Source organism: Devosia neptuniae (assembly GCF_025452235.1).
Lineage (GTDB): Bacteria > Pseudomonadota > Alphaproteobacteria > Rhizobiales > Devosiaceae > Devosia.
Genome location: NZ_CP104965.1, coordinates 1,690,397 through 1,715,000 on the forward strand (window position 1 = coordinate 1,690,397; position 24,604 = coordinate 1,715,000).

The window sequence follows — 24,604 nt, forward strand, 5'->3', positions numbered from 1 at the left end:
GATGGTTCAAGGACTACGGAAAGGCCGGTGGAGACACCGGCCTTTTTGGTTTTTGGCCTTTGGTAGCGGAGGGAACCATGGAGCTGGAGGAGCAGCAGGTTGCGGCGGCGCTGGCCGGGCTCGAGCTGGGGTCGGTCGTCGCGATCAAGGCGATGAGCGGCGGCAAAGCGCCGGTCTTCAGGGTTGATCTGTCGAGCGGCTCGGCGGTGGTTTTGAAGCCCTATGCCGAAGGTGTTCACAGTTCTGCCGGCAAGGACGCTTTTGCTGCGGCCCAGTTGCAGAGCAGAGGGCTGCCTGTGGCGCGGCTACTATTGGTGGATGAGAGTAGGACAAAGCTGCCGTTTGGTTTTGTGGTCACCAATTATCTGCCCGGGCTTACGGCCGGCGCGCTCAAAGACCATCCCGATATTGCCAGTCTCTATCGCCAGATGGGCGCATTGTTGCGGTCCCTGCACGAGATCAGGATGCCGGCCTATGGCGCTTTCGATGCAACGGGCATTGTTGATCCACTTGTGTCCAATGGAGCCTTTGTCCGCAAACTGATCGTAAACTCGTTCGAGTGGTTTGCCGCCATGGGCGGCGGACCCGCGCTGGACGCGCGCCTGCGGGAGATCGCCGAGGCGCGCTTTAATTCCGTGGTCCCGCATAGCCGAGGACCAGTCTTTGCTCATGACGACCTACACCCCAACAATGTTCTGGCTGTGGAGGACGCCCAGGGCAAACTGGTGTTGAGCGGGTTGATCGATTTTGGCAATGCGCGGGCGGCCGATGCGGTGCTCGATCTGGCCAAGTGCCTGTTTTGCTCCGAGCATGATGCGCCTGGCAGTACGCCCCACCTATTGGACGGCTATGGCCGTATAGATCATCCGGACCCCGAGGGAGCGCTCTGGTATTATACGCTGCTGCATCGCGTGACGATGTGGTGCTGGCTGCGCCGCATCGGCGTCATTCCCGCGGCCGACACGCCCAGCGAATTGATCGATGACTTGCGGGCGATGGTGTAGCGCGCGATTACCCCTTGAGCACGTCACCAAGCCGGCTGGTGGCGCTGCCGGGCTTGAGCGGTTTTTGCTGGTTTTCGTGTGGGGCCCAGCCGGAGAGCCAGATGATGTCGAGCGTGGCGCGGATGCGGCCATCGGGGTCGGCGTCGCGCTCGGCATAGGCGCTGGCGGCGGCGGCGAGCAAAGCGGGCGTGGCGAGGCGCCGGGGGCGGTCGGCCAGGGGATTGGCGGCGCCCAGGGATTTGAGCTCGGCCATCAGCGCGAAGGGATTGGCATAGCGCACGATGTGGGTTTCAACGTCGGCGACCGGCAAAGCCAGCCCGGCGCGTTGCAGCAATCCGCCGGCATCGCGGACCTGGATCATTGGGGCCACACGGGCCGAAGCGCCGCCGGTGACCAGACTATCGGCGGCCAGGAAGGCTTCGCGCAATTCGGTGAGGGTGTCGCCGCCCAAAGCGGCAATGGTCAGCAGGCCATCGGGCGCCAGAATGGCGCGGAGGCGGGCGATATAGCCGGGCACATCGTTGACGGCCTGCAGATGGAGCAGGGAGACGATGAGGTCGAACGGGCCTTCGGGCAAATCAGTGAGATCATCGGGGCCGGCAAAGGCCGCAAGCCGCTGATAGGTGAAACTGGCGCTGGCGGATTGGCCCATAGTTGGCAGAGCATCGATGTCGGGGCCGATGATCAGCGCGCGAGGAAAATCGCGGATTAGCGTGCCGATCCGATCCTCGAGATCGCCCAGCACCAGGTCCAGGACGAAGTTGTTGGCGCCGGGCGTGCGGCGGGCCAAATGGGCCGCGATCAGCGCGGTGTCGAAGATTTTGGGCGGATTGGCCATAAAGGGGATTGCCGGGTTTTGCGCGCGTGGCAGGATGGCTCGTTATGGAGAGCCAGGACGAGCTTGTCAAAACCACGCCTTTACATCGCCGGCTTGCTCTGGGCGTGAGGCGCGCCGGGCAGGTCCTGCTCGATCAACTCTATCCGCCGGTTTGCCTCTCTTGTGACGCCCCCACGGGCACGGCGGATACGCTCTGTGCCAAATGTTTTGCCGCGCTGCGGCCGATCACGGCGCCGCTCTGCCCGGTGCTGGGCCTGCCTTTCGAGGTGGCGCTGGGTCCCGATACCCTATCGGCCGAGGCGATTGCCGATCCACCCCCTTTCGAGCGGGCGCGGGCGGCTTTGGTCTATAATGATCTGGCAGGCACGCTGGTGTCGCGTCTCAAATATGGCGACCGGCCCGAGCTGGCGCGGTTCTGTGCGCGGCTGATGGCGGGGGCGGGGCATGAATTATGGGCCGAAAAACCCATTCTGGTGCCGGTGCCGCTGCATCCGGCACGATTGCGCGAGCGGCGCTATAATCAATCGGCAGAACTGGCGCTGCAACTGGCCAAGCTTACTGGGCTTGACTGCGAATTGGGGCTGGTGCGGCGCGTCAAGAAAACGCGGCAGCAGGTGGGGCTGAGCGGCGATGGGCGGGCCCGCAATGTGGCGGGGGCCTTTGCCGTGGATATTGAGCGCCTGGCGCGACGGGCAGGACGGCGGCTGGTTTTGATCGACGACGTCTATACCACCGGGGCGACCTGCAAGGCCCTGGTGCGGGCGCTCAAGAAAAGCGGCGTCGAACATATCGATGTGATGAGCTTTGCGCGCGTTGTGATCGCAGCGGAAATGCCCATATAGTAGGAAACCCATAGCAGCTTTCGGAGAGCGCAGATGAGCAAGATCGAGATCTACACCACCCCCACCTGTCCCTATTGCCATGCGGCCAAGGCGCTGCTGAGCGACAAGGGCGTGGACTATACCGAGATCACGGTGCTCGATCCGGACCTGCGCGCCGCCATGACCGAGCGCGCCCATGGCCGCCGCACCGTGCCGCAAATCTTCATCGGGGAAACCCATGTGGGTGGCTATGACGACATGGCCGCGCTTGACCGGCAGGGCGGGCTGGACCCCTTGCTGGCGGACTAATATTTCGCCACGGCGTGGCACCGGAACCAGACATATGAAAATCGCTGCCATTCAGATGCGTTCGGGCATGGACCCCGACGCCAATCTTGCTGCGCTTGAACCCATGATCGCCGAGGCGGCTGCAGCGGGCGCATCCTATGTGCTGACGCCCGAAGTCACCATGATCTTTGCGGAGAATCGCGAGGGGCTGGCCAAGGTTGCGGCGCCGTTCGAGGGCCACCCGCAATTGGCGCGGGTCGGGGCGCTGGCACAGCAATACGGCATTCATATCCATATCGGTTCGCTCGCCGTGCCGCTTGAAGATGGGCGCTTTGCCAATCGCAGCGTGCTGTTTGGGCCCGATGGGGCGATCGTCGCGACCTATGACAAGATCCATCTGTTCGACGCCGATATTGCCGGGCTCAATGCCTATAAGGAAAGCGCCACCTATCGAGGCGGCGAGGCGGCAGTGACGGCGCCGCTGGGGGACTTCACCCTGGGCTTTTCCATCTGCTACGACATGCGTTTCCCCAGGCTCTACAATGGTTTGGCCAATGCCGGCGCGACGCTGATCGCGGTGCCGGCAGCTTTCACGGTGCCGACGGGGCAGGCGCATTGGGAAGTGTTGTCGCGGGCGCGAGCCATTGAAACGGGTTCCTATGTCATCGCGGCGGCGCAGGGCGGGCAGCATGAAAATGGCCGGGCGACTTATGGGCATTCGATCGTGATCGACCCATGGGGGCGGATCGTGGCGCAGCTGGCCCATGACGAGCCGGGGGTGCTGCTGGCCGATATTATGCCTGACCTAGTGACCGAGGTGCGTGGCCGTATCCCGGCTTTGGCTAATGCGCGTGATTTTACCCTGCCCGATGCATTGCAGGACTAATCTTATGACTTATATCATTGAACAGACGGGCGCCGCGCGGGCGCCAAGGACGGTTCTGTGATTCAGTATTCCCTCAATTGCGATAAGGGCCACCATTACGACGCGTGGTTCAGGAACGCGGCGGCCTTCGACGAACAGCAAGCGCGCGGCATCGTCAGCTGCGCCGTATGTGGTTCGGACAAGGTCAGCAAGGCGCCCATGGCGCCGGCCGTGGCGCGTACCGACCAGCAAAAGATTTCCCTCAGCTCCAGCCATCCCGAAGCGGCCAAATTCCGCGAGCTGCTGCGCGCCTATCGCCAGAAAGTGGTGAGCGAAGCCGATTATGTCGGCGACAAATTTGCCGAAGAAGCGCGCAAGATCCATTTCGAGGAAGCCGAGGCGCGGGGCATTTACGGTGAGGCCACCCGTGACGAGATGGTTGCACTGGCCGAAGAAGGCATTGAATTCATGCCGCTGCCGGACCTGCCCGAAGAACACAATTAGCGCCATCGGCGCCTGATCGAACAATATACCTCACCCCGAGCTTGGCGAAGGGCGAGGACTTGTCGGCATCTTTTCAGTGATGCTGCCTACCCTTCCGGCGCTGTTCTGGCGCATTCACACGGAGACTTCAAAATGACGAAACTTGACGCAGCTCTTTCGGGCAGCTTTGCCATTGGTGGGGACCTCAAGGTCAACCGGCTCGGCTTTGGCGCGATGCGCATTACCGGCCCCGGCATCTGGGGGCCGCCCACCGATGTCGAAGAGGCCAAGGCCACGCTACGGCGACTGCCGGACCTCAATGTCGATTTTATCGACACGGCAGAAAGCTACGGCCCCTATATCAGCGAAGAGCTGATCGGTGAGGTGCTGGCCCCCTATGCCAAGGGCACCATCGTCGCCACCAAGGGCGGACTGACCCGCACCGGGCCCAATGAATGGCCGCAACTGGGACGGCCCGAATTCCTGCGGCAGGGTGCGATCCTGAGCCTGCGCCGGCTCAAGATCGAGCGGATCGATCTGTGGCAGCTGCATCGCATCGACGCCAAGGTGCCGGCCCGCGAGCAGTTCGAGACTATTGCCGAGCTGCAGAAGGAAGGCATTATCCGCCATGCCGGCCTCAGCCAGGTGAGCGTGGCCGAGATCAAGGAAGCCCAGAAATACTTCAAGGTCACCACGGTTCAGAACCTCTACAATTTCGCCAATCGCGAGAGTGAGGATGTGCTCGATTATTGCGAGCAGCAGGGCATCGGCTTCATTCCGTGGTTCCCGCTGGCCGGCGGTGATCTGGTCGAGGGCCATGCCGAGGCCAAGGCGATCGTCGCCAAGCACAATGCCTCGCCCAGCCAGATCGCGCTGGCCTGGCTGCTCAAGCGCAGCCCGGTCATGCTGCCCATTCCGGGCACCGGCAAGGTCAAGCACCTGGAAGACAATGTCGCCGCGGCTGGCATCCAGCTCAGCGACGAGGACTTCGCCACGCTGGACGCCGTGGCCAGAAAAGGCTGATCCAAGCCTGGTTTGAGCTATTCCGGGGCCGGCAGCGCAATGCGCTGCCGGCCTTGCTCGTTTGGGCGAGCAAAAGCGGCTGTTGCAGTTGTCCGGCAATTTGGGGGGATTAGGTCGGTTCGATAGGGAGGGTGGAATCCCCGCTATCGAACCTGACCAACGAGCAATCTTGGCAGACCGCTCGAGGGCTGAGCGAGCCTCTAGCACGGGTTAGAGGCGGTTGTCACGTATTTGTCGTGTTTAACCGCAAGTGCTGGGTGTGCCGGCGGCCTTGGCTCACTCGGCTTTGAAGGGCACGTCGCGCTTGGCGGCGCCCAGGGTCAGGCGTAACCAGACATTGCGCAGCGGCAGGGCAATGTCGCGGGCGACGAAATCGACGAAATTGTAATGGGCGCGGCGCCAGAAATTGGCTTTGTCGATGAGGTCGCGGTGCCGGCGAGTGCTTTCGAGGTCGCTGTTGGCGATGCGGTCGGCGCGCTGGCCGAGCCGATCTTCCTGAACGACCAGGGCGGGCACCAGCTGGCGCACTGTCAGGTCGCGGGCGATCGGGGCATAGGGATTGAACAGGGCCTGATCGGTGAGGTCGAACAGCACTTCTTCGCCGGCCAGCACCCGCGCCGCACCTTTGCGAGACATGACATAGCCGGCCGCGGCGCCGCCCGTGCTCAACATGCGATGGATGGCGAACTCGCCGATCTGGGCGTCGCCGCGCGGCAATAGCCGCATGCGCGTATTGGTGGTTTCGAGCCGCAGGATATCGACCTGTGGCGCTGCCTGCTCGAATTGCTCCAGCAAGGCCGGCAGCGACGGCGCGAGCACTGCATCGTCTTCGAAGATGGCGGCGTATGGCGCTGGCGTGCTCAGGAATTGGTGCATGGCCTGCAGGTGGCTCAGGCTACAGGCCAGTTCGCCCTCGCTCTGCCAGGCGTGCTCCGCAGGATTGCAATAGCGTTCCCGTTGCTCGGAGGTGATCGCGTCCGGCGTCAGCGCCTCGACGCGGTCATGCTCGAGGCCTAAGTCGGCAAAGCGTTGTTCCATAATCGCCCGCCGGTCAGTCCGGCGGGCCAGGTTGATATAATAGCAGCGCAAGTGGCTTAGAAATCCAGCTTGCCGAGGTCGCGCACGGCGCCGCGGGCGGCTGATGTCGCGAACGCGGCGTAGGCGCGTAGGGCCTGGGTCACATTGCGCTTGCGCGGATGGGCGGGTTTCCAACCCAATGCATCCTGGTCGTGGCGGCGCTGGACCAGTTCGTCATCGGTGACCAGCAGCGTGATGGTGCGGTTGGGGATGTCGATTTCGATCGTGTCGCCTTCGCGGACCAGGCCGATCGTGCCGCCTTCGGCCGCTTCGGGGGAGACATGGCCGATGGAGAGGCCCGAGGTGCCGCCGGAGAAGCGGCCATCGGTGAGCAAAGCGCAGGCTTTGCCCAGGCCCTTGGATTTCAGATAGCTCGTGGGATAGAGCATTTCCTGCATGCCGGGGCCGCCGCGTGGGCCTTCGTAGCGGATGACGAGAACGTCGCCCTCCTTGATCTGATTGGAGAGGATCGCCTTGACCGTATCGTCCTGGCTCTCGAAGACGCGGGCCGGGCCGGTGAATTTGAGGATCGAGTCATCGACGCCGGCCGTCTTCACGATGCAGCCATCGATGGCGATATTGCCCTTGAGCACGGCCAGGCCCCCATCCTTGGAGAAGGGGTTTTCGGCCGAGCGGATGACGCCGTTCTGGCGGTCCAGATCAAGTTCGGCCCAGCGGTTGGACTGCGAAAAGGCCTGGGTGGTGCGCACGCCGCCGGGGGCGGCCATGTAGAATTGGCGCACGCTCTCCGAATTGGTACGGGAAATGTCCCATTTGTCGATGGCATCGCCCATGGTCGCCGCATGAACCGTGGGCTCGCTGCGGTTGATCAGGCCGGCGCGGTCGAGCTGGCCGAGAATGGCGAAAATGCCGCCAGCGCGGTGCACGTCTTCCATGTGCACGTCCGATTTGGCGGGCGCGACCTTGGAGAGCACCGGCACTTTCAGGCTGAGCCGGTTGATGTCGTCCATGGTGAAATCGACGCCGCCTTCATGGGCCGCGGCCAGGATGTGCAGCACCGTATTGGTCGAGCCGCCCATGGAGATATCGAGTGCCATGGCGTTTTCGAAGGCCGCCTTGGTGGCGATGGAACGCGGCAGCGCCGAAGCGTCGTCCTGCTCGTACCAGCGCTTGGCCAGATCGACGATCAGGTGACCGGCTTCCTGGAACAGGCGCTTGCGATCGGAGTGCGTTGCCAGGGTCGAGCCATTGCCGGGCAGGCTGAGGCCGAGCGCTTCGGTGAGGCAATTCATCGAATTGGCGGTGAACATGCCCGAGCACGAGCCGCAAGTGGGGCAGGCGGCCTCTTCGACGGCCTGCACTTCCGCGTCGGTATAATGATCGTCGGCAGCCATCACCATGGCGTCAACCAGGTCGAGCGCCTGCAGCTTGCCCTTGAGCATGGCCTTGCCGGCTTCCATCGGGCCGCCCGAGACGAACACCACGGGAATGTTGATGCGCATGGCGGCGTTGAGCATGCCGGGGGTGATCTTGTCGCAATTGGAAATGCACACCATGGCGTCGGCGCAATGCGCGTTGACCATGTATTCTACCGAGTCGGCGATCAGGTCTCGACTGGGCAGGGAATAGAGCATGCCGTCATGGCCCATGGCGATGCCGTCATCGACCGCGATGGTGTTGAATTCCTTGGCGACGCCGCCGGCGGCCTCGATCTCGCGCGCCACGAGCTGGCCGAGGTCCTTGAGATGGACGTGGCCGGGCACGAATTGGGTAAAGCTATTGACCACGGCAATGATGGGCTTGCCGAAATCGCCATCCTTCATGCCCGTTGCCCGCCAGAGCCCGCGGGCGCCGGCCATGTTGCGGCCATGGGTGGTGGTGCGGGAACGATAGGCAGGCATGACACTTCCTCGGGCTTGGCGCCGGTTGGGCCGACGATGGTTGATCTTCTTTAGACCCATTCCAGGGCAGGATCAATAAAAAACCGTACCGTACCGTACGGTACGGATGGGTTTTGATAGTGGATGACGGCGGGCGCATGCGGAAGCGCCGCCTGATGCGGTTGTCGAACAGACGGACGGACCCCGAGACGGCTTTCGCCTCGTGAGGGATAAAAATGAGACGGAAACCGTCTCGGGGTGCCGGGACTTTTTCGGACGGCGCGATCGCAGACCCCAGCGTTTGCCGTAGCGCCCGCCCGATTGCCTCGTCCGCTCGACCCGAAGCGGAGCGCGACCTCCCCTCCCCCGGCTGGCCTCCGGACGCTCGTCGCTGCAGCGCCGCCCGTATCCCGGAAGATGGAGGGAGTATGGGGGAGGTTTGGGGGAGGGGGATAAGTTTGTTGGGGGGCCGCTGTTTCCTCCAATTATCGTCATCACCCGGCTTGTCCGGGTGATCCATGTCTCAGCGCCAGCGGCAGCATGGATTGCCCGGACGAGCCGGGTGATGACGGTGGAACTGGCTTTGGGGAGAGGCAATGAATCCCCCTGCCGACCCGAGAAAACAGAGGTTCCCGCTTTCGCGGGAATGACATTGTGGGGTGGCGAAAGCCACAGGGGGGCAGGAAAGGCCGTGTCCAGTGTGGGGAGAGCGCGCAGCATGGATTCCGGCCTCCGCCGGAATGACATTGTGGGGGGGGGGCGAGTTGGTGCATGCCACCATTGCTCCCAATATCACCGCATCTCCCTCGGGCTTGACCCGAGGGTCTTTCTCAATCTGGCGCAAGTGACGAGTGGCCCTCGGGTCAAGCCCGAGGGAGAGCGGTGGGGAGGGGAGATTGGAGACAACCGTTCAGTCCATCGCGGCGTCATTCCGGCGGAGGCCGGAATCCATGCTGAAGATCATCCTCAAGCTGGATGCGTGTGGGACGCTACCGACATGGATTCCGGCCTGCGCCGGAATGACATTGTGGGGTGGGGGCGATTGGTGCAGGCTACCATTGCTCCCAATATCACAGCGTTTCCCTCGGGCTTGACCCGAGGGTCTTTCTCAATCTGGCGCAAGCGGCGAGTGGCCCTCGGGTCAGGCCCGAGAGAGAGCGGTGGGGAGGGGAGATTGGAGATGGCCCTGGGATCGCTCAATCAACCACGGTCATTCCGGCGCAGGCCGGAATCCATGCTGAAGGCCATCCCGGCGCTGGATGCGTGTGGTTGGCCACGGACCTGGATTCCGGCCTGCGCCGGAATGACATTGTGGGTGGTACGAGTCCCGAACGAACACTCCCCCTCAGGCCGGAGGGAGGCGATGGCGCTGATGGCAGCGTCAAAAAACTAGAACTTGTAGCGCAGGCCCAGGGTGGCGGCGTTGGAGCCGTCTAGATTGGCGATGGTGCTGAAACCGCCGGAGCGGTGCTGGACGCGGCCGAGCACTTCCCAATTGGGCGCCGCGGCGTGGGAAATGGCGATTTCGGGGCCGAGATAATAAAGGAAGGGGGCGCCATCCTCGCCATTCTGCTCGGCGCGGGTCGCTTCGGCGCCGATCAGGTCGGTCACCACAGAGAAGCCCCCGTGATCGATGTGGCGATGCGGAAATCGCCCAATTGCCAGCCATCATAGCGGATCACGGCGCCGGCCCATGCCTCGGCCGAGCTTTTATCGCCAAGGCGGGCGCCGAAACCGGCTTCGACACCGAATTTGAGACCCTGCGGGACCTGGTGGAAGAATTGCTGATAGCCCATGCCAACGAAGAAATTGCTCTCATAGTTGACGTTCCAGAAGGCCAGGGTGTCCCCGAAATAGCCCTCCGAAAACGGTCCGCCCATGACGAAGACGTTGCGTTCGACGGAGTCGTTCGCCTCCTGGGCTTGAGCCACAGGAGCAATGCTTGCCAGCAGAGCGCAGGCTAGGGGCAGGGCGATCTTCAACACGACGGAAATTCCAGACTGGGTGACGACAGGGCAGGCTGTGCGCGGGCAACAGCTTGCGCCAGCATGCCAAGGTGGCCGCACCACATTAAAAAAATGTGTCTAGTGTGGGGCGGAAATGGATTGAACCGCAGTATAGCCGCAAGCGGCCGCGGGGAAGCGGACTTTGTGCAACACTGTCCTGCGCGTCAGTTATTGATGCGGGTGATCAGCCAGGCGCTGGTGCTGCAACTGTCGTCAGAGCAGACATTGGCAAGCCACAAGGCGCCATTGGCAAAGCCTACGCCTTCATCGGTGACGATCAGATCGGCATAATCCTGATTGGCGATGGCATCGATGGTTTCAGGCAGCAGCAGGGCATCGAAATTGCCGGTGAAATCCTGCGGCGTGAAAATGTCGTAGAGCTCGCCATTGGCGGCGACCTCGAAGGGATAGCTGCCCATGTCGGCCAACGTCTGGCTATCACCTTCGGCAAAGGCGGTGGTGATGGTGGTGAAATAGGCGTCGAAATTGCCTGCCGCTTCGATGCCATAGACGCCTTCAAGGGCGGCGAAGACATCATCGTCGGTTTGGGCGAGGGCGGGGCTCGCGGCAAAGGCCAGCAGCAGAATGGCAGCAAGAATGCGCATGAAATCTCCTCGGATGAGCGAGTCCGGTGTCACAAAGGCCGCTCGGCCATGATCATATAATTGACGCCCATATCGCGCGAGGCGCGCCATTCGTCGGCCAGCGGGTGATAGACCACGCCAGTTTCCCCGGTGACCTTGAGCCCATTGCGGGTCAACAGTGCCTTGATCTCGTCGGGGGTGAGGAATTTGTTCCAGTCATGGGTGCCCACCGGCAGCCAGCGCAGCACGCGCTCGGCGCCGATAATCGCCAGGGCATAAGCGCGGGCGGTGCGATTGAGGGTGGCGGTCAGCATGAGGCCGCCGGGCTTGACCAGATCGGCGCAGCTTTTCATGTAAAGCGGCACGTTATCGACATGCTCGACCACTTCCATATTGAGCACCATGTCGTATTTTTCGCCTGTGGCGGCGAGGGCCTCGCTGGTGGTCGTCTGATAGTCGATATCGAGGCCTGATTGCTCGGCATGCAGCTTGGCAATGGTGATATTGCGCTCGGCAGCATCAATGCCGGTGACCGTCGCGCCCAGCCGGGCCAGCGGCTCACAGAGCAGGCCACCGCCGCATCCGACATCGAGAATGGTCAGGCCCTCGAAGGGCCGCATGGCGCCGCCATCGCGACCGAAACGGGTCAGCAGATGATCGCGAATATAGGCCAGGCGCACCGGGCTGAACTTGTGCAGCGGCTTGAACTTGCCCTTAGGGTCCCACCATTCTTCGGCCATCGCGGTAAACTTGGCGATCTCGGCGTCGTTGATGGTGGTCTGGGTCATGGGGCGGCTCCGTTTGGCTCTCCATATGCCCCGTTCGAGGTGAGGCAGGCAAGACGCGTGGGGTCGCACTTGAAAAAGTGTACACTTTGGTGTATTGCCTTGACTATTGCTGCGCATGAGTGCGGCCAAACTCAGCTGGGGGGCTGATGGCGTGGCAACGCACTTTGAGTGGGATGAGGAAAAAGCCCGGCTGAATTTCGAAAAGCGCGGGATACGGTTTGAACAGGCAGCATTGATATTCCGGGCTCCTGTTCTTATCGAAAAAGATGAGCGGATTGATTATGGCGAGGATCGCTACATCGCCACCGGTCTGTCGAAAGACCGCTGCTATGTGGTGATCTATACGCTACGGGGCGATGGACTGCGCCTCATAACGGCTTGGTATGGAGGTCGACGTGACAGAAGCAAATATCAAGCGTATCTCGCTGGAAGAACTGATCGCTCTGGATAAAGCCGGGGCTCTTCCAAAGAATAACCCCGATGCCCAGCCCGGCGAAGACCTTCCCGACGAGTTCTGGGACAATGCTGTTTGGGTGGACTATCGCGAGCCGACCTCGGTCCACCTCAAGCTCGATCCGCTGGTCTTTGCTTGGTTCAAGCAGCAGGGCAAAGGGCACCTTACGCATATGCAGAATGTGCTCAAGGCTTATGTGCAGGCTGAGATGCGCAAGAAAAAGCGCGGCAACCGCCACCCCGACGCCGCCGAGTAGGCTCACGTTCTTTAGTTGATCGCGCCCCGGCTTTGTCGTATGTCCCGGCGCGAATTCAGAGCGTACCGGCGGGTTCTGCCGGAGGAACGGGGTAGGGGTCTTGGCCCGCATAGTCGTCAAGTTCGGTGGCACGTCAGTGGCCACCGTCGAACGTATTCGCCAGGCCGCGCGCCATGTGAAGCGCGAAGTCGAGGCCGGCAACGAGGTGGCGGTCGTCGTTTCGGCCATGTCGGGCAAGACCAATGAACTGGTCGGTTGGGTCAATGAAGCCAGCCCGCTGCACGATGCGCGTGAATATGATGCCGTCGTGGCTTCGGGCGAGCAGGTGACTGCGGGCCTGATGGCCATTGTTCTCAGCGAAATGGGCATCCAGTCGCGCTCTTTTGCCGGCTGGCAGGTGCCGATCCATACCGATGACGCGCATGGCGCGGCGCGGATCACCGAGATCGACCCGACCGAACTCAACAAGCGCCTTACCGATGGCTGGGTGCCGGTGATCACCGGGTTTCAGGGCATTTCCCCGCATGGCCGCGTGACAACGCTGGGCCGAGGCGGCTCGGACACCTCGGCGGTGGCCGTGGCGGCGGCGATCAAGGCGGATCGTTGCGATATCTATACGGATGTGGACGGTGTTTACACGACCGATCCGCGCATCGTGCCCAAGGCGCAGCGGCTGACCAAGATTTCCTTTGAGGAAATGCTGGAAATGGCCTCGCTCGGCGCCAAGGTGCTGATGATCCGCTCGGTTGAAATGGCCATGGCGCATAAGGTGCGCCTCCTGGTGCGGTCCACCTTTGATGACCCGGACGCGCCACAGCTGGCGCCGGACGGGAGCCCGGGCGTTCCCGGCACGCTGGTATGCGATGAGGAAGAGATCATGGAAAAGCAGATCGTTTCGGGCGTGACGCTCGCCAAGGCAGAGGCCAAGATCACCCTGCGCGACGTCAAGGACAATCCCGGTGTCGCCGCCGCCATTTTCGGCACGCTGGCCGATCAGGGCATTATCGTTGACATGATCGTGCAGAACATTGCCGATGATGGGGCGACCACCGACATCACCTTCACCGTGCCCGATAGCGAATATGACAAGGCGATCAAGACGCTGAAAGACGCCGGCGATCGCATCGAATATGCGCGGATTTCCGGGTCAAAGGGCGGGGCAAAGGTCTCGGTCGTGGGCGTGGGCATGCGTAGCCACGCGGGCGTTGCATCCTCCATGTTCAAGGCCTTGGCCGACAAGGGCATCAACATACAGCTGATCACCACTTCGGAAATCAAGACCTCGGTGCTGATTGATGAGCAATATGCTGAGCTTGCGGTTCGCGCGTTGCACACCTATTACGGTTTGGACAAGAAGGACGCCTGAGATCAGTTGAGGGGATCTCGGCCGCTCCTTTAAGCAGGGGGGTGGCTTTTGCGGGCCGCCAATAAGGCATGGTTACGTCCATAGGCGGCCCGAGGGTGCTGCTGCGGCAATTGCGCGAAACGATGGCGGAGCCCCTGGCAAGCCAGGAGCGGCTGGACAAGATCGTCTCGCTCATCGCCGAAAATATGCGCGCCGATGTGTGCTCGTTCTATGTGCTGCGCGATGATGGCGCGCTGGAACTGTTTGCCACCAAGGGCCTTGCCAAAGAATCCGTGCATATGACCACGCTGCGGCTGGGGGAGGGCCTGGTCGGGCTGATCGCGGCCGAAGCCGAGCCGCTGTCGCTGGACGATGCGCCCTCTCATCCCGCCTTTGCCTATCGCCCGGAAACCGGGGAAGACCGCTATTTCGCCTTCCTCGGTGTGCCGGTTTTGCGGGCCGGGCAGACGCTGGGCGTGCTCGTCGTGCAGAATGTCGAGCGGCGCAAATATGGCGAGGATGAAACCGAGGCGATGCTGACTACGGCCACAATCCTGGCCGAGATGATCGCCACTTCCGACTTCGACAATCTGATCAAGCCGGGCTCCGATATCGATCTCAGGCGTCCCCGCATGTATACCGGCGTCAGCTTCACCGACGGCATTGCCCTGGGCACCGTGGTTCTGCACGACCCGCGCGTCGTGGTGACCAATTTCATCGCCGAGGATACCGAGCAGGAAAAGCTGCGGCTCGAATCGGCGCTGGAAAAGATGCGCGTCTCGATCGATGCCATGCTCGACCATGGCGACATGCAGCCGAGCTCCGATCACCGGGAGATTCTGGAAACCTATCGCATGTTCGCCAATGACCGGGGCTGGGTGCACCGGCTGACCGAGGCGATCGATAACGGGCTTTCGGCGGAAGCCGCCGTCGAGCGGGTGCAGAACGATACGCGTGCGCGCATGCTGCGCCAGACCGATCCCTATATTCGCGACCGCCTGCACGATCTGGACGATCTGGCCAATCGCCTGCTGCGGGTGCTGACCGGGGATGGCCATGCGCTGGGGCGCAAGGAATTGCCCGAAAACGCGATTCTGGTCGCCCGCAATATGGGGCCGGCCGAACTGCTCGAATATGACCGCACCAAGCTGCGCGGCGTCGTGCTCGAAGAGGGCGGCGCGACGGCGCATGTGGCCATTGTCGCGCGGTCGCTGGGGCTGGTGGCTGTCGGGCAGGCGCAGTCGATCGTCTCGATGTGCGAGACCGGCGACGAGATCATCATCGATGGCACGGCCGGCATCGTGCATCTGCGGCCAACGCCCGATATCGAGCAGGCCTATGTCGACAAGGTGCGGGTTTCGGCCCGGCGCCGGGCGCATTATGCCGCGCTCAAGGACAAGCCCTCCATCACCAAGGATGGCGTGGAAATCACGCTGCTGCACAATTCGGGCCTGGTGGCAGATCTGCCCATGCTGGACGATACCGGCGCTTCGGGCGTCGGGCTGTTCCGCACCGAATTGCAGTTCATGATTGCCTCGCGCCTGCCACGCCTGCCCGAGCAGATGGAGCTTTATGCCGAGGCCATGGCGATTGCCGGGGACCGGCCGGTGGTGTTCCGCCTGCTCGATATCGGCGGCGACAAGGTGCTGCCCTATCTGCGCTCGGCGCAGGAGGAAAACCCGGCCATGGGCTACCGTTCGATCCGGCTGGGGCTGGATCGACCGGGTCTGCTGCGCACGCAAATCCGCGCATTGCTAATGGCGGCCAATGGGCGGCCGCTCAAGATATTGGTGCCCATGGTCACCGAGACGTTTGAGTTCCTGCAGACCCGCATGGTGGTGCAAAAGGAAATCGAGCGGCTGCGGCGCGCCGGCAAGCCGACGCCGTCGCGGCTGGAACTGGGCGCCATGGTGGAAGTGCCATCATTGCTGTTCGAGCTCGATCAATTGCTGCCCGAGGCCGATTTCGTCTCGATTGGTTCCAACGATCTGGTGCAGTTCCTGACCGCGTCGGACCGGGCCAATCCGCGCGTGTCCAAGAATTACGACCCCATCGCGCTGCCGCGCCTGCGCGCCATCCGCATGGTTGTGGAAGCGGCCAAGCGCTACAATATTCCCATCACCATGTGCGGCGAGCTGGCCGGCAAGCCGCTCGAAGCGCTGGCGCTGATGGCCATCGGCATGACGCGGCTCTCCATGGGGCCTGCCTCGATCGGGCCGATCAAGGAAATGGTGCTCAATCTCGATCTCAAGCCCATCCAGCAATCGGTCGGTGCGGCGCTGAGCGAAGGTGCTGATGGGGCGACGATCCGGCAGTTGCTGCAAGAGTGGATCGACAAACAGAACCTGCCCGTCTAGCGCGCCCGATCTCCACGCCATGCCGGCCTGCAAATGGCGCCGTTCTGCGCTTCCGGTGCTCACGTACCAATGTACGCTCCGCTCCGGTTCTCGAAAGGCACCATTTTCGGCTCGGCCTGACATGGATCTCGGCGCACGCTAGTGCCCTCCATTGGGCTGGTACCCTTGCGATCCGGCGGCGTTGCCCCTAAAGCGTGACGCTCGCAGACTTGAAAGACCCTATCGATGGCATCTCTTCCCCAGGACAAGCTCGACGCGCTCGAGACGCGGTTTCAGTATGTCGAGGCGGCACTGTCGGGTGGAGCCGGGCCGGATGAATTCGTCAAATTCAGCAAGGAACATGCCGAACTCGCGCCGATCGTTGGCGAGATCCGCGCCTATAACAAAGCCCTGAAGGATCGGGCCGAGGCCGAGGAATTGCTCAAGAGCGGCGACAAGGACCTGGCCGAAATGGCCCAGGCGGAGATCGAAGAGCTCGACGAAAAGATCGAGGCTTTGTTCCAGGCTGTGCGCATTCTGCTGCTGCCCAAGGACGAGGCGGATGAGAAGTCGATCATTCTCGAAATCCGTGGCGGCACGGGTGGCGATGAGGCGGCTCTATTCGCCGGTGATCTCTTCCGCATGTATGAGCGCTACGCCGCCAATCACGGCTGGAAGGTCTCCGTGATGGAAGAAAGCCCCGGCGAAATGGGGGGCTTTAAGGAAATCATCGCCAATGTCTCAGGCAAGGGCGTTTACGCGCGGATGAAGTTTGAATCGGGCGTCCATCGCGTGCAGCGGGTGCCGGCGACGGAAGGCTCGGGCCGCATCCACACTTCGGCGGCCACCGTGGCGGTGCTGCCGGAAGTCGAAGACATCGATATCGAAATCCGTAACGAGGATATCCGCATCGATACGATGCGGGCCTCGGGCGCTGGCGGGCAGCACGTCAACACCACCGATTCGGCGGTGCGGATCACCCATATTCCCTCGGGCCTTGTCGTCACCTCGGCGATGAAGAGCCAACACCAGAACCGCGCGCAAGCCATGCTGGTGCTGCGCTCGCGGCTCTATGAAATGCAGCGCGAAGAACGCGACAGTGCCCGCTCTGCGGAACGCAAGGGGCAGGTGGGGTCGGGCGACCGTTCCGAACGCATCCGCACCTATAATTTCCCGCAAGGCCGGGTTACCGATCACCGCATCAATTTGACGCTCTACAAGCTCGACAAGGTGATTGCTGGTGAAGCGCTGGACGAATTGATCGAAGCGCTGATCACCGAAAGCCAGGCCGAACAATTGGCGGCGATGGAGCAGTCCAACTGACCGCCACACCCACGATCGGGGCGCTATGGCGCGGTTGGCGCGATGCCTTGGACCGGCAGGGTTTTGCCTCCCCGGCGCTCGACGCCAAGCTGCTGGCCGGCTATGGGCTGGGACTGACGGCGCTCGACATGGCGCTGCGCGAAAATGAGCCGGTCGAGGCTGGAGCCGCCGAGCGGATTGCCGGGCTGATGCAGCGGCGCCTGAGCGGCGAGTCGGTGGCGCGGATCATCGGCGAGCGCGAATTTTACGGCCTGGCCTTTGCGCTCAATGGCGCGACGCTCGAGCCGCGGCCGGAAACCGAATTGCTGGTGGATATGGCGCTGGATGCCCTGCCCCAGGGCGGGCAGCTGCTCGATCTGGGAACCGGCACGGGATGCATTCCCATAGCGGTGCTGGTCAATCGCGCCGACGCGAGTGGCGTGGCGACGGATCTGAGCGCTGAGGCGTTGGTCGCCGCGCAAGGCAATGCCGAGCGGCATGGTGTGGCTGAGCGGCTGGTGTTTCTGCAGGGGAGCTGGTTTGAGCCGTTGATCGAGAACCCCCACCCTAGCCCTCCCCACAAGGGGGAGGGAACTGCACCGCGTGTGGGGCTAGTTGCCGAGATTGATCACCAGACGAACTCCCTCCTCCTTGTGGGGAGGGGTGGGGGTAGCGATGCCGGTTTCGACCTGATCGTCTCCAATCCGCCCTATATCAATTCCGCCGTGATCGAAACCCTGGCCGACGAGGTCAAGAGCTTCGATCCCCGCCTGGCGCTGGATGGTGGGCCCGATGGGCTGGCGCCTTACCGGGTGATTGCGGCGCAAGCCCGCAACTGGCTCAAGCGGGGCGGGCGTGTGCTGGTCGAGATCGGCTATGATCAGGGCGAGGCCGTCACCGGCCTGTTCGAGGCCGCCGGATTTACCGACGTCACGCTTCACAAAGACCTTAACGGCCTTGACCGGGTGGTCAGTGCACACCATGTTTGAGCGGCCAGTCAGGCGATAAAGTGCGCCGCGCAATTAATGCTGGCAAAGACCGGCCGAACAATATAGCGTGCCCTTGCTGTCAACGGCGCATCATGGGCGCCACGGCGACACGCCACCCGATCATTTCCTGAGGCTGCAAGGTGCAGCGCGGTTCCGGCAGAGGCTGGAGCGACGCAGGATAGATCAGGATCATATGGCGACGCTGCACGACGGTGTCGGTCTTCATGAAGCCAGATAGAACCCCATGTTTCGAGCGCGAGCTTGGCCAGGGAGTGGCCAGACCAGGCAGATGCCGGTCCGCCAGACGTGTGACGCTTATTTTTCTAGAGTTAGATAAAGCGACCAGATGAGACCCAATAATCAGAACAAGAACCGGCAGCGTAGCCGGAACGGTGGACGCAAGCACGTCAACCCGTTGTCCCGCAATTTCGAGAGCAATGGTCCGGACGTAAAAGTCCGCGGTAACGCTGCTCACATTGCGGAGAAATATCTCCAGCTCGCCCGCGATGCGCAATCGAGCGGCGACTCGGTGATGGCGGAGAACTATCTCCAGCACGCCGAACATTATTTCCGCATCGTCACCGCCGCCCAGCAGGCCCAGAGCGGCCAGCGGCCGGACGGGCAGAGCCAGGACGATGATTTCGACGACGATATGCCCGAGATGAACTCGCGCTTCGCTTCGCCCCAGCCCATCCAGCAGCCAAGCCAGCAGGGTGACGGCGACGAGCAGGGCGAGGGCGACCGCGCCGAGCAGCCGCAACAGCAGCAGCAGGGCGAGCGCAACAACGATCGCGGCGATCGCCAGCGTCGTGACCGCCAGGAGCGGCCGCGTCAGGAACGCCCCCGTCAGGAGCGTCCCGAACAGCAGGAACAGCCCCAGATCGCCGCCGTGGCCGCCGAGCCGGTCGTCGAGAGCGACACTGAAGCAGCAGCCGAACAGCAGGCCGAGGGCGAAGCCCGCAAGCCGCGCCGTCCGCGCCGCCGCCGTCCGGCGGGTGGCGATGCCGGCGATCCGGCTGGCGCACCGCAGCCCGATGTCGGCGAATTGCCCGCCTTCCTCACCGGCGGCAAGACCGCAACCGCAGCGGAATAATCCGCAGCGACAATTTCAAAGGCCGGACAGCAATGTCCGGCCTTTTCGTTTGCAAAGGCCTCCCCATATATCTGTCGTGATGAAGCAGCGCCGATATTGAAGCTGGTCGAATGGCGAAGCACAAAAGTGAAAGCCACTTTTGCTGCCATTCTTCCGGTCCGGGCGTTTCATCAGACGACGCTTCCGCCGTGGGTTCGGTGCCTTTGATGGGCCGGGCCGCGGGCGAGATCAGGAGAGTTGCATGAATATCGAAAAATACACCGAGCGGGCGCGCGGCTTTATCCAGAGCGCGCAGACCATTGCACTGGGCAAGGGGCATCAGCAATTTGCGCCGTTGCATCTGCTCAAGGTACTGCTTGACGACGATCAGGGCATGGCCAATGGGCTGATCGAGCGCGCCGGGGGCGACCCCAAGGCAGCGCGGGCGGCCGTCGAGGCGGCCCTGGCCAAAATTCCATCCGTATCGGGCGACGGCAGCCAGCTCTATCTGAGCCGCGAAATTGCGCGCGTATTCGACACCGCCGAAAGCGCGGCGCAGAAGGCGGGCGACAGCTATGTCACCGTCGAGCGGCTGCTGCTGGCGCTGGTGGTCGAGAAGGACACCGATGCGGCCAAGATTTTGAGCTCGGCCGGCGTGACGCCGCAGGGGCTGAACACGGCTATCGAGGCGATCCGCAAGGGTCGCACCGCGGATTCGGCATCGGCCGAGAACAGCTATGATGCGCTCAAGAAATATGCGCGCGACCTGACCCAGGATGTGCGCGAGGGCAAGCTTGATCCGGTGATTGGCCGCGACGAGGAAATCCGCCGCACCATTCAGGTGCTGAGCCGCCGCACGAAGAACAATCCGGTGCTGATCGGCGAGCCCGGCGTGGGCAAGACGGCGATTGCCGAGGGCCTGGCCATCCGCATCGTCAATGGCGATGTGCCGGAGAGCCTCAAGAACAAGTCGTTGCTGTCGCTGGATATGGGTTCGCTCATTGCCGGCGCGAAATATCGCGGCGAGTTCGAAGAGCGTCTCAAGGGCGTTTTGAGCGAAGTCACCTCGTCGGATGGGCAGATCATCCTGTTCATCGACGAAATGCATACCCTGGTGGGGGCCGGCAAGTCGGATGGGGCGATGGATGCGTCCAATCTGCTCAAGCCCGCTTTGGCGCGGGGCGAGTTGCATTGCGTGGGTGCGACGACGCTGGATGAATATCGCAAATATATCGAGAAAGACGCGGCCCTGGCCCGGCGGTTCCAGCCGGTCTTTGTCGACGAACCGACGGTGGAAGACACCATCTCGATCCTGCGCGGGCTCAAGGAAAAGTATGAGCTGCATCACGGCATTCGGATTTCCGACTCGGCCCTGGTGAGCGCTGCGACCTTGTCCAATCGCTACATCACCGACCGTTTCCTGCCCGACAAGGCCATCGATTTGATGGATGAGGCGGCAGCGCGGTTGCGCATGGCCGTCGACAGCAAGCCCGAAGCGCTGGACGAACTCGATCGCCGCATCATGCAGCTCAAGATCGAGCGCGAAGCCCTGCGCAAGGAAGACGATGACGGCTCGCGTATCCGGCTCGAACGGCTCGAAGGCGAATTGGGTGGGCTCGAGGAGCAGGCCCAGACGCTGTCGGCCAAGTGGCTGGCGGAGAAGGATCGCCTGCAGGGCAGCCAGAAGCTCAAGGAAGAACTCGATGCGGCGCGCAGCCAGCTCGAAATCGCGCAGCGGCGCGGCGACCTCGGCAAGGCCGGGGAGCTGGCCTATGGCGTTATTCCGGAGTTGGAAAAGAAGATCAAAAGCGACGAAGCCAATGGCAATGATCCGCTGATGGCGGCCGAAGTCGTGACTCCCAGCGATATCGCCCAGGTCGTGTCCCGCTGGACCGGCATACCGGTCGACCGGATGCTGGAAGGCGAGCGCGAAAAACTGCTGCATATGGAAACTTCGCTGGGCGCCCGCGTTATCGGGCAGGCCGAGGCCGTGGCCGCTGTGGCTCGGGCGGTACGCCGTTCGCGCGCCGGCCTACAGGATCCGAACCGGCCGATCGGCTCGTTCATGTTCCTGGGGCCGACCGGCGTCGGCAAGACCGAGCTGACCAAGTCTCTGGCGCAGTTCCTGTTCGATGACGAAACCGCCATGGTGCGGCTCGACATGAGCGAGTTCATGGAAAAGCACTCCGTGGCTCGCCTGATCGGCGCCCCTCCGGGCTATGTCGGCTATGACGAAGGCGGTGCGTTGACCGAGGCCGTGCGGCGGCGGCCTTATCAGGTCGTGCTGTTCGACGAGATCGAAAAGGCGCATCCGGACGTATTCAATGTCCTCTTGCAGGTGCTCGATGACGGCCGTCTTACCGACGGGCAGGGCCGCACGGTGGATTTCCGCAATACGGTGATCATCCTTACTTCCAATCTGGGGGCCGAATATCTGGTCGACCTCAAGGACGGGGAATCGGTGGAACTGGTGCGCGGCAAAGTGCTCGACATGGTCAAGGCGGCGTTCCGGCCCGAATTCCTCAACCGGATCGACGAGATCCTGCTGTTCCACCGGCTCGGCCGCGAACATATGGGTTCCATTGTCGATATCCAGTTCGGCCGGCTGCAGCAGCTGCTTCGGGATCGCGACATCAATCTCGAATTGACGCCGCGGGCTCGTGAATGGCTGGCCCATGAAGGCTATGATCCGGCCTATGGCGCGCGTCCGCTCAAGCGGGTGATCCAGCGTTCGGTGCAGGATGGCCTGGCCGAGGAAATCCTGGGCGGCCGGGTCAGCGACGGCTCCAATGTGGTGGTCGATGCCAATGATGATGGCATCGTGCTGCTGCCGGGCGGACCGGCCACGGCCGATGCCGCTGCCTGATCAGACGCGATGGGCCGGTCGAAAGACCGGCCCATTTGCTGTGTGGGCTCTTGCGCGACGGCATTCCACGTGCAAGAACAAATGAAGAACGATGAGGAGTGTAAAATGCGTGACAAGATCGATTATATCGAGTTCCCCTCGACCAATCGCGGGCAGACCAGTGCGTTCTTCCAAGCCGCCTTCGGCTGGGGCATGACCAGCTATGGTCCCGATTATGATGGATTGGATGACGCGGGCATTGATGGCGGCGTCGACCAGGCCAGTGGCAGGGTCGCCGCGACCATGGCCATTGTGCGGACCGATGATCTCGATGCGGCCGAGCAGCGCGTGATCAAGGCGGGCGGCGTCATCACGCGGGCGCAGTTCGATTTCCCCGGCGGTCGGCGGTTTCACTTCCGCGAGCCGGGCGGAAACGAGCTAGCCGTTTGGGTCGCGCGGGAATAGGCTGTTCACCTAAGGGTTGAGGGACCTCCAATGAGCCAGGATATTGCCGCGCCGCAAAGCCGGCACTTCGTGCTGATCGCGGCAATCCTGGCCTCGAGCATGGGCTTTATCGATGGCTCGGTGATTTCGATCGCCATCCCGGCCATTCGCGCCGATCTGGGCGCCACGCTCGCCGATGCGCAATGGATCAGCAATGGCTATCTGCTGTTCCTGTCGGCGCTGATCCTGCTGGGTGGTGCCGCCGGCGACCGGTTCGGGCTGCGCACCACCTTCGGCTGGGGCATTGTGGTGTTCGTCCTGGCCTCCATGGTCTGTGCGTTGGCGCCAAGCCCTGCGGTTTTGGTCATAGCCCGTGCAGTGCAGGGCGCCGGCGCGGCCTTCATGGTGCCGGGCAGCCTCGCCATCATCGCCAAGGCCTATCCGCGCGAGGAACGCGGAAAGGCCATCGGCATCTGGGCGGCGGCGTCCTCGCTCACCTCCATTGCCGGCCCGATCATTGGCGGGTTCGTGCTGACCGCCTTCGGGGATTGGAGCTGGCGGCTGGTCTTTGCCATCAACCTGCCGCTGGGCGGCATTGCCCTGGCTTTGCTGTGGTTCAAGGTCAATGCGGATCGGCCTGAGGCCGGGCGGCGGCTTGATATCGTCGGCGCAGCTTTGGCCACCCTAGCTTTGATGCTGGTCGCCTATGGCCTCACCGGCGATGGCAGCGAGAGCACGCCGGGCCTGCTGCATATGGCGGGGTTCGTTGGCGGCGGGCTGGTCCTTGGCGCGATCTTTCTCATCTGGGAAGCGCGCACCGCATCCCCCATGCTGCCGCTGCGGCTCTTTGCCAATAAAGCATTTTCCGGTGCGAATGGGCTGACCTTTGCCCTCTATTTCGCCCTGGGCGGCGCCATGTTCTTCCTGCCCATGACCATGATCGGCGGTTGGGGCGTCACCCCGGCCAATGTCTCCCTGGCATTGCTGCCCATGGGCGTATTGCTCACGGTGCTTTCCTCGTTCAGCGGCAAATGGGCCGATACATTCGGCCCGGCGCCATTGATTGCCTTGGGTTCGCTGATCGTCGCCGCGGCCTTCTTCTTGCTGGGCATCACCACGCCGCTGCATAATGTGTGGCTTGCCGTGCTGCCCTGTGTCGCTCTCCTGGGGCTCGGGATGGGGCTGGTCGTTTCGCCGCTGTCGACAGCGGTCATGACCTCGGTGGCCGATCACGATACCGGCGTCGCCTCGGGCGTCAACAATGCCGTGGCCCGTGTGGCCGGACTTATGGCCGTGGCCCTGCTGGGCTTGGTGGTGGCTTCGGTATTCGAGCGCGCATTGGGCAGCGCCGCCGAATTGCCGATCTTCTTCGGCCTGCCGGCAAGCGGGTTGACCGAAACTGAGGAAACCATGCGCCTTGCCGCAACCGACGCGGCCTTTGCCGCCATTGCCTATGTCACGGCGGGATTGAGCCTACTGTCAGCAGTGATCGCCTGGCTGACGCTGGAGCGTAAAAACCTGCCGGCCCGAGCCTAGCGGACCGCGGCAGTATCCGCATGCGCCACCGTGACCGGCGCAGGATCGCGCGCCATCAGATCGTTGATCTGGGCCACGGTTTCCTTGAACTTGCCGTCATAGCGCTGGGCCAGGGAATTTTCCTTGGGCAGCTTGACGCTGAGCGGATCGACCAGATTGCCGTTGATATGCATTTCAAAATGCAGATGCGGCCCCGTCGATTGGCCGGTCGAGCCGACATAGCCGATCACCTGGCCCTGCCGCACCCGCACGCCTGGCTTCATGCCATCGGCAAAACGCGACATGTGGCCATAGGCGGTTTCGTAGCCATTGACGTGCTTGATTTCGATCTTGTTGCCATAGCCCGATTGCCAGCCGGCCAATTGGATGGTGCCGTCGCCCGAGGCATAGATCGGCGTGCCCGAGGG

At 62.7% G+C, this 24,604-nt stretch carries 24 protein-coding genes (1 of these 24 only partly in view); 16 read left to right on the plus strand and 8 right to left on the minus strand.

The genetic code is table 11. The features are described from left to right. Positions 1 to 77 precede the first annotated feature (77 nt). Positions 78 to 1,004 carry a phosphotransferase family protein gene (locus tag N8A98_RS11135; RefSeq protein ID WP_262171362.1) on the plus strand — a complete coding sequence of 309 codons (927 nt, stop codon included), beginning with the start codon at positions 78 to 80 and terminating at the stop codon, positions 1,002 to 1,004. Positions 1,005 to 1,011: 7 nt separating this feature from the next. Here N8A98_RS11135 and N8A98_RS11140 read toward each other — a convergent pair whose 3' ends face one another. Continuing rightward, positions 1,012 to 1,842: a methyltransferase domain-containing protein gene (locus N8A98_RS11140; RefSeq protein ID WP_262171364.1), complete on the minus strand. Its 831-nt coding sequence runs from the start codon at positions 1,840 to 1,842 to the stop codon at positions 1,012 to 1,014. 44 nt (positions 1,843 to 1,886) lie between these two features. Here N8A98_RS11140 and N8A98_RS11145 point away from each other — a divergent pair, with 44 nt between their 5' ends. The 5 genes from N8A98_RS11145 to N8A98_RS11165 all read left to right on the plus strand — a co-directional run bounded on the left by N8A98_RS11145 (position 1,887) and on the right by N8A98_RS11165 (position 5,322). Next, the gene (locus tag N8A98_RS11145; protein ID WP_262171366.1) at positions 1,887 to 2,684 is read left to right on the plus strand and encodes a ComF family protein; all 798 of its coding nucleotides are present in this window, start codon (positions 1,887 to 1,889) and stop codon (positions 2,682 to 2,684) included. 33 nt (positions 2,685 to 2,717) lie between these two features. After that, complete coding sequence (gene grxC, locus N8A98_RS11150; protein WP_035103026.1) at positions 2,718 to 2,972, plus strand: glutaredoxin 3; 255 nt, start codon at positions 2,718 to 2,720, stop codon at positions 2,970 to 2,972. 34 nt (positions 2,973 to 3,006) lie between these two features. Beyond that, positions 3,007 to 3,837 (plus strand): carbon-nitrogen hydrolase family protein, encoded by an 831-nt coding sequence (locus N8A98_RS11155; RefSeq protein ID WP_262171369.1) that lies wholly within the window; start codon positions 3,007 to 3,009, stop codon positions 3,835 to 3,837. 57 nt (positions 3,838 to 3,894) lie between these two features. Continuing rightward, complete coding sequence (locus tag N8A98_RS11160) at positions 3,895 to 4,320, plus strand: DUF1178 family protein (protein ID WP_262171371.1); 426 nt, start codon at positions 3,895 to 3,897, stop codon at positions 4,318 to 4,320. 132 nt (positions 4,321 to 4,452) lie between these two features. After that, positions 4,453 to 5,322: an aldo/keto reductase gene (locus tag N8A98_RS11165; RefSeq protein WP_262171373.1), complete on the plus strand. Its 870-nt coding sequence runs from the start codon at positions 4,453 to 4,455 to the stop codon at positions 5,320 to 5,322. 276 nt (positions 5,323 to 5,598) lie between these two features. Here the strand turns inward: N8A98_RS11165 and N8A98_RS11170 are convergent, their stop codons facing one another. The 6 genes from N8A98_RS11170 to ubiG all read right to left on the minus strand — a co-directional run bounded on the left by N8A98_RS11170 (position 5,599) and on the right by ubiG (position 11,618). Next, positions 5,599 to 6,360 (minus strand): glycosyltransferase family 25 protein, encoded by a 762-nt coding sequence (locus tag N8A98_RS11170; RefSeq protein WP_262171375.1) that lies wholly within the window; start codon positions 6,358 to 6,360, stop codon positions 5,599 to 5,601. A 56-nt stretch (positions 6,361 to 6,416) separates the two neighbouring features. Then, positions 6,417 to 8,261, minus strand: coding sequence for a dihydroxy-acid dehydratase (ilvD, locus tag N8A98_RS11175; RefSeq protein WP_113119831.1), 1,845 nt, complete (start codon positions 8,259 to 8,261; stop codon positions 6,417 to 6,419). 1,368 nt (positions 8,262 to 9,629) lie between these two features. After that, positions 9,630 to 9,851 (minus strand): hypothetical protein, encoded by a 222-nt coding sequence (locus N8A98_RS11180; RefSeq protein ID WP_262171379.1) that lies wholly within the window; start codon positions 9,849 to 9,851, stop codon positions 9,630 to 9,632. Continuing rightward, positions 9,848 to 10,225, minus strand: a complete 378-nt coding sequence (locus N8A98_RS11185) for a hypothetical protein (protein ID WP_262171381.1) — start codon at positions 10,223 to 10,225, stop codon at positions 9,848 to 9,850. The genes N8A98_RS11180 and N8A98_RS11185 overlap by 4 nt, the downstream gene beginning before the upstream one ends. Positions 10,226 to 10,410: 185 nt before the next feature. After that, on the minus strand, positions 10,411 to 10,851 hold the full coding sequence (locus N8A98_RS11190) for a hypothetical protein (protein ID WP_262171383.1): 441 nt from the start codon (positions 10,849 to 10,851) through the stop codon (positions 10,411 to 10,413). A gap of 29 nt (positions 10,852 to 10,880) precedes the next feature. Beyond that, positions 10,881 to 11,618 (minus strand): bifunctional 2-polyprenyl-6-hydroxyphenol methylase/3-demethylubiquinol 3-O-methyltransferase UbiG, encoded by a 738-nt coding sequence (gene ubiG, locus N8A98_RS11195; RefSeq protein WP_262171385.1) that lies wholly within the window; start codon positions 11,616 to 11,618, stop codon positions 10,881 to 10,883. A gap of 115 nt (positions 11,619 to 11,733) precedes the next feature. Between ubiG and N8A98_RS11200 the strand changes: the two genes are divergently transcribed. From N8A98_RS11200 to N8A98_RS11245, 10 genes are all read left to right on the plus strand, one after another. Continuing rightward, positions 11,734 to 12,069 (plus strand): BrnT family toxin, encoded by a 336-nt coding sequence (locus tag N8A98_RS11200; RefSeq protein WP_262171387.1) that lies wholly within the window; start codon positions 11,734 to 11,736, stop codon positions 12,067 to 12,069. After that, positions 12,014 to 12,328 carry a BrnA antitoxin family protein gene (locus N8A98_RS11205; RefSeq protein ID WP_262171389.1) on the plus strand — a complete coding sequence of 105 codons (315 nt, stop codon included), beginning with the start codon at positions 12,014 to 12,016 and terminating at the stop codon, positions 12,326 to 12,328. Before N8A98_RS11200 ends, N8A98_RS11205 begins: the two co-directional genes overlap by 56 nt. A 100-nt stretch (positions 12,329 to 12,428) precedes the next feature. Further along, the gene (locus N8A98_RS11210; protein WP_113119825.1) at positions 12,429 to 13,694 is read left to right on the plus strand and encodes an aspartate kinase; all 1,266 of its coding nucleotides are present in this window, start codon (positions 12,429 to 12,431) and stop codon (positions 13,692 to 13,694) included. A 68-nt stretch (positions 13,695 to 13,762) separates the two neighbouring features. Continuing rightward, entirely contained in the window at positions 13,763 to 16,030 is a 2,268-nt protein-coding gene (ptsP, locus tag N8A98_RS11215; protein WP_262171392.1) for a phosphoenolpyruvate--protein phosphotransferase, read from the plus strand. Positions 16,031 to 16,255: 225 nt separating this feature from the next. Next, positions 16,256 to 17,332: a peptide chain release factor 1 gene (gene prfA, locus N8A98_RS11220; protein ID WP_262171394.1), complete on the plus strand. Its 1,077-nt coding sequence runs from the start codon at positions 16,256 to 16,258 to the stop codon at positions 17,330 to 17,332. Positions 17,333 to 17,379: 47 nt separating this feature from the next. Next, positions 17,380 to 18,300: a N5-glutamine methyltransferase family protein gene (locus N8A98_RS11225; protein WP_262171396.1), complete on the plus strand. Its 921-nt coding sequence runs from the start codon at positions 17,380 to 17,382 to the stop codon at positions 18,298 to 18,300. 346 nt (positions 18,301 to 18,646) lie between these two features. Further along, positions 18,647 to 19,393 carry a DUF4167 domain-containing protein gene (locus N8A98_RS11230; RefSeq protein WP_262171398.1) on the plus strand — a complete coding sequence of 249 codons (747 nt, stop codon included), beginning with the start codon at positions 18,647 to 18,649 and terminating at the stop codon, positions 19,391 to 19,393. A gap of 241 nt (positions 19,394 to 19,634) precedes the next feature. Beyond that, positions 19,635 to 22,238: an ATP-dependent chaperone ClpB gene (gene clpB / locus N8A98_RS11235; protein ID WP_262171400.1), complete on the plus strand. Its 2,604-nt coding sequence runs from the start codon at positions 19,635 to 19,637 to the stop codon at positions 22,236 to 22,238. 105 nt (positions 22,239 to 22,343) lie between these two features. Continuing rightward, positions 22,344 to 22,682: a VOC family protein gene (locus N8A98_RS11240; RefSeq protein WP_262171402.1), complete on the plus strand. Its 339-nt coding sequence runs from the start codon at positions 22,344 to 22,346 to the stop codon at positions 22,680 to 22,682. A gap of 30 nt (positions 22,683 to 22,712) precedes the next feature. Beyond that, complete coding sequence (locus N8A98_RS11245; protein WP_262171404.1) at positions 22,713 to 24,197, plus strand: MFS transporter; 1,485 nt, start codon at positions 22,713 to 22,715, stop codon at positions 24,195 to 24,197. Here N8A98_RS11245 and N8A98_RS11250 read toward each other — a convergent pair. Then, positions 24,194 to 24,604, minus strand: partial view of a M23 family metallopeptidase gene (locus N8A98_RS11250; protein WP_262171406.1) — the 3' portion only. The gene runs 1,581 nt beyond the window's last position; 411 of the gene's 1,992 nt are visible here — the last part of the coding sequence; its start codon lies off the right edge, out of view; it ends in the stop codon at positions 24,194 to 24,196. The genes N8A98_RS11245 and N8A98_RS11250 overlap by 4 nt on opposite strands.

What these genes read in the sequence shown, in the direction of transcription:
- ptsP (WP_262171392.1), top strand. Translation starts at nt 13,763, where the DNA reads ATGGTTACGTCCATAGGCGGCCCGAGGGTGCTGCTGCGGCAATTGCGC.
- N8A98_RS11170 (WP_262171375.1), bottom strand. Translation starts at nt 6,360, where the DNA reads ATGGAACAACGCTTTGCCGACTTAGGCCTCGAGCATGACCGCGTCGAG.
- ilvD (WP_113119831.1), bottom strand. Translation starts at nt 8,261, where the DNA reads ATGCCTGCCTATCGTTCCCGCACCACCACCCATGGCCGCAACATGGCC.
- N8A98_RS11200 (WP_262171387.1), top strand. Translation starts at nt 11,734, where the DNA reads ATGAGTGCGGCCAAACTCAGCTGGGGGGCTGATGGCGTGGCAACGCAC.
- N8A98_RS11140 (WP_262171364.1), bottom strand. Translation starts at nt 1,842, where the DNA reads ATGGCCAATCCGCCCAAAATCTTCGACACCGCGCTGATCGCGGCCCAT.
- N8A98_RS11155 (WP_262171369.1), top strand. Translation starts at nt 3,007, where the DNA reads ATGAAAATCGCTGCCATTCAGATGCGTTCGGGCATGGACCCCGACGCC.
- N8A98_RS11135 (WP_262171362.1), top strand. Translation starts at nt 78, where the DNA reads ATGGAGCTGGAGGAGCAGCAGGTTGCGGCGGCGCTGGCCGGGCTCGAG.
- ubiG (WP_262171385.1), bottom strand. Translation starts at nt 11,618, where the DNA reads ATGACCCAGACCACCATCAACGACGCCGAGATCGCCAAGTTTACCGCG.
- N8A98_RS11240 (WP_262171402.1), top strand. Translation starts at nt 22,344, where the DNA reads ATGCGTGACAAGATCGATTATATCGAGTTCCCCTCGACCAATCGCGGG.
- N8A98_RS11245 (WP_262171404.1), top strand. Translation starts at nt 22,713, where the DNA reads ATGAGCCAGGATATTGCCGCGCCGCAAAGCCGGCACTTCGTGCTGATC.
- grxC (WP_035103026.1), top strand. Translation starts at nt 2,718, where the DNA reads ATGAGCAAGATCGAGATCTACACCACCCCCACCTGTCCCTATTGCCAT.
- N8A98_RS11230 (WP_262171398.1), top strand. Translation starts at nt 18,647, where the DNA reads ATGAGACCCAATAATCAGAACAAGAACCGGCAGCGTAGCCGGAACGGT.
- prfA (WP_262171394.1), top strand. Translation starts at nt 16,256, where the DNA reads ATGGCATCTCTTCCCCAGGACAAGCTCGACGCGCTCGAGACGCGGTTT.
- clpB (WP_262171400.1), top strand. Translation starts at nt 19,635, where the DNA reads ATGAATATCGAAAAATACACCGAGCGGGCGCGCGGCTTTATCCAGAGC.
- N8A98_RS11165 (WP_262171373.1), top strand. Translation starts at nt 4,453, where the DNA reads ATGACGAAACTTGACGCAGCTCTTTCGGGCAGCTTTGCCATTGGTGGG.
- N8A98_RS11145 (WP_262171366.1), top strand. Translation starts at nt 1,887, where the DNA reads ATGGAGAGCCAGGACGAGCTTGTCAAAACCACGCCTTTACATCGCCGG.
- N8A98_RS11190 (WP_262171383.1), bottom strand. Translation starts at nt 10,851, where the DNA reads ATGCGCATTCTTGCTGCCATTCTGCTGCTGGCCTTTGCCGCGAGCCCC.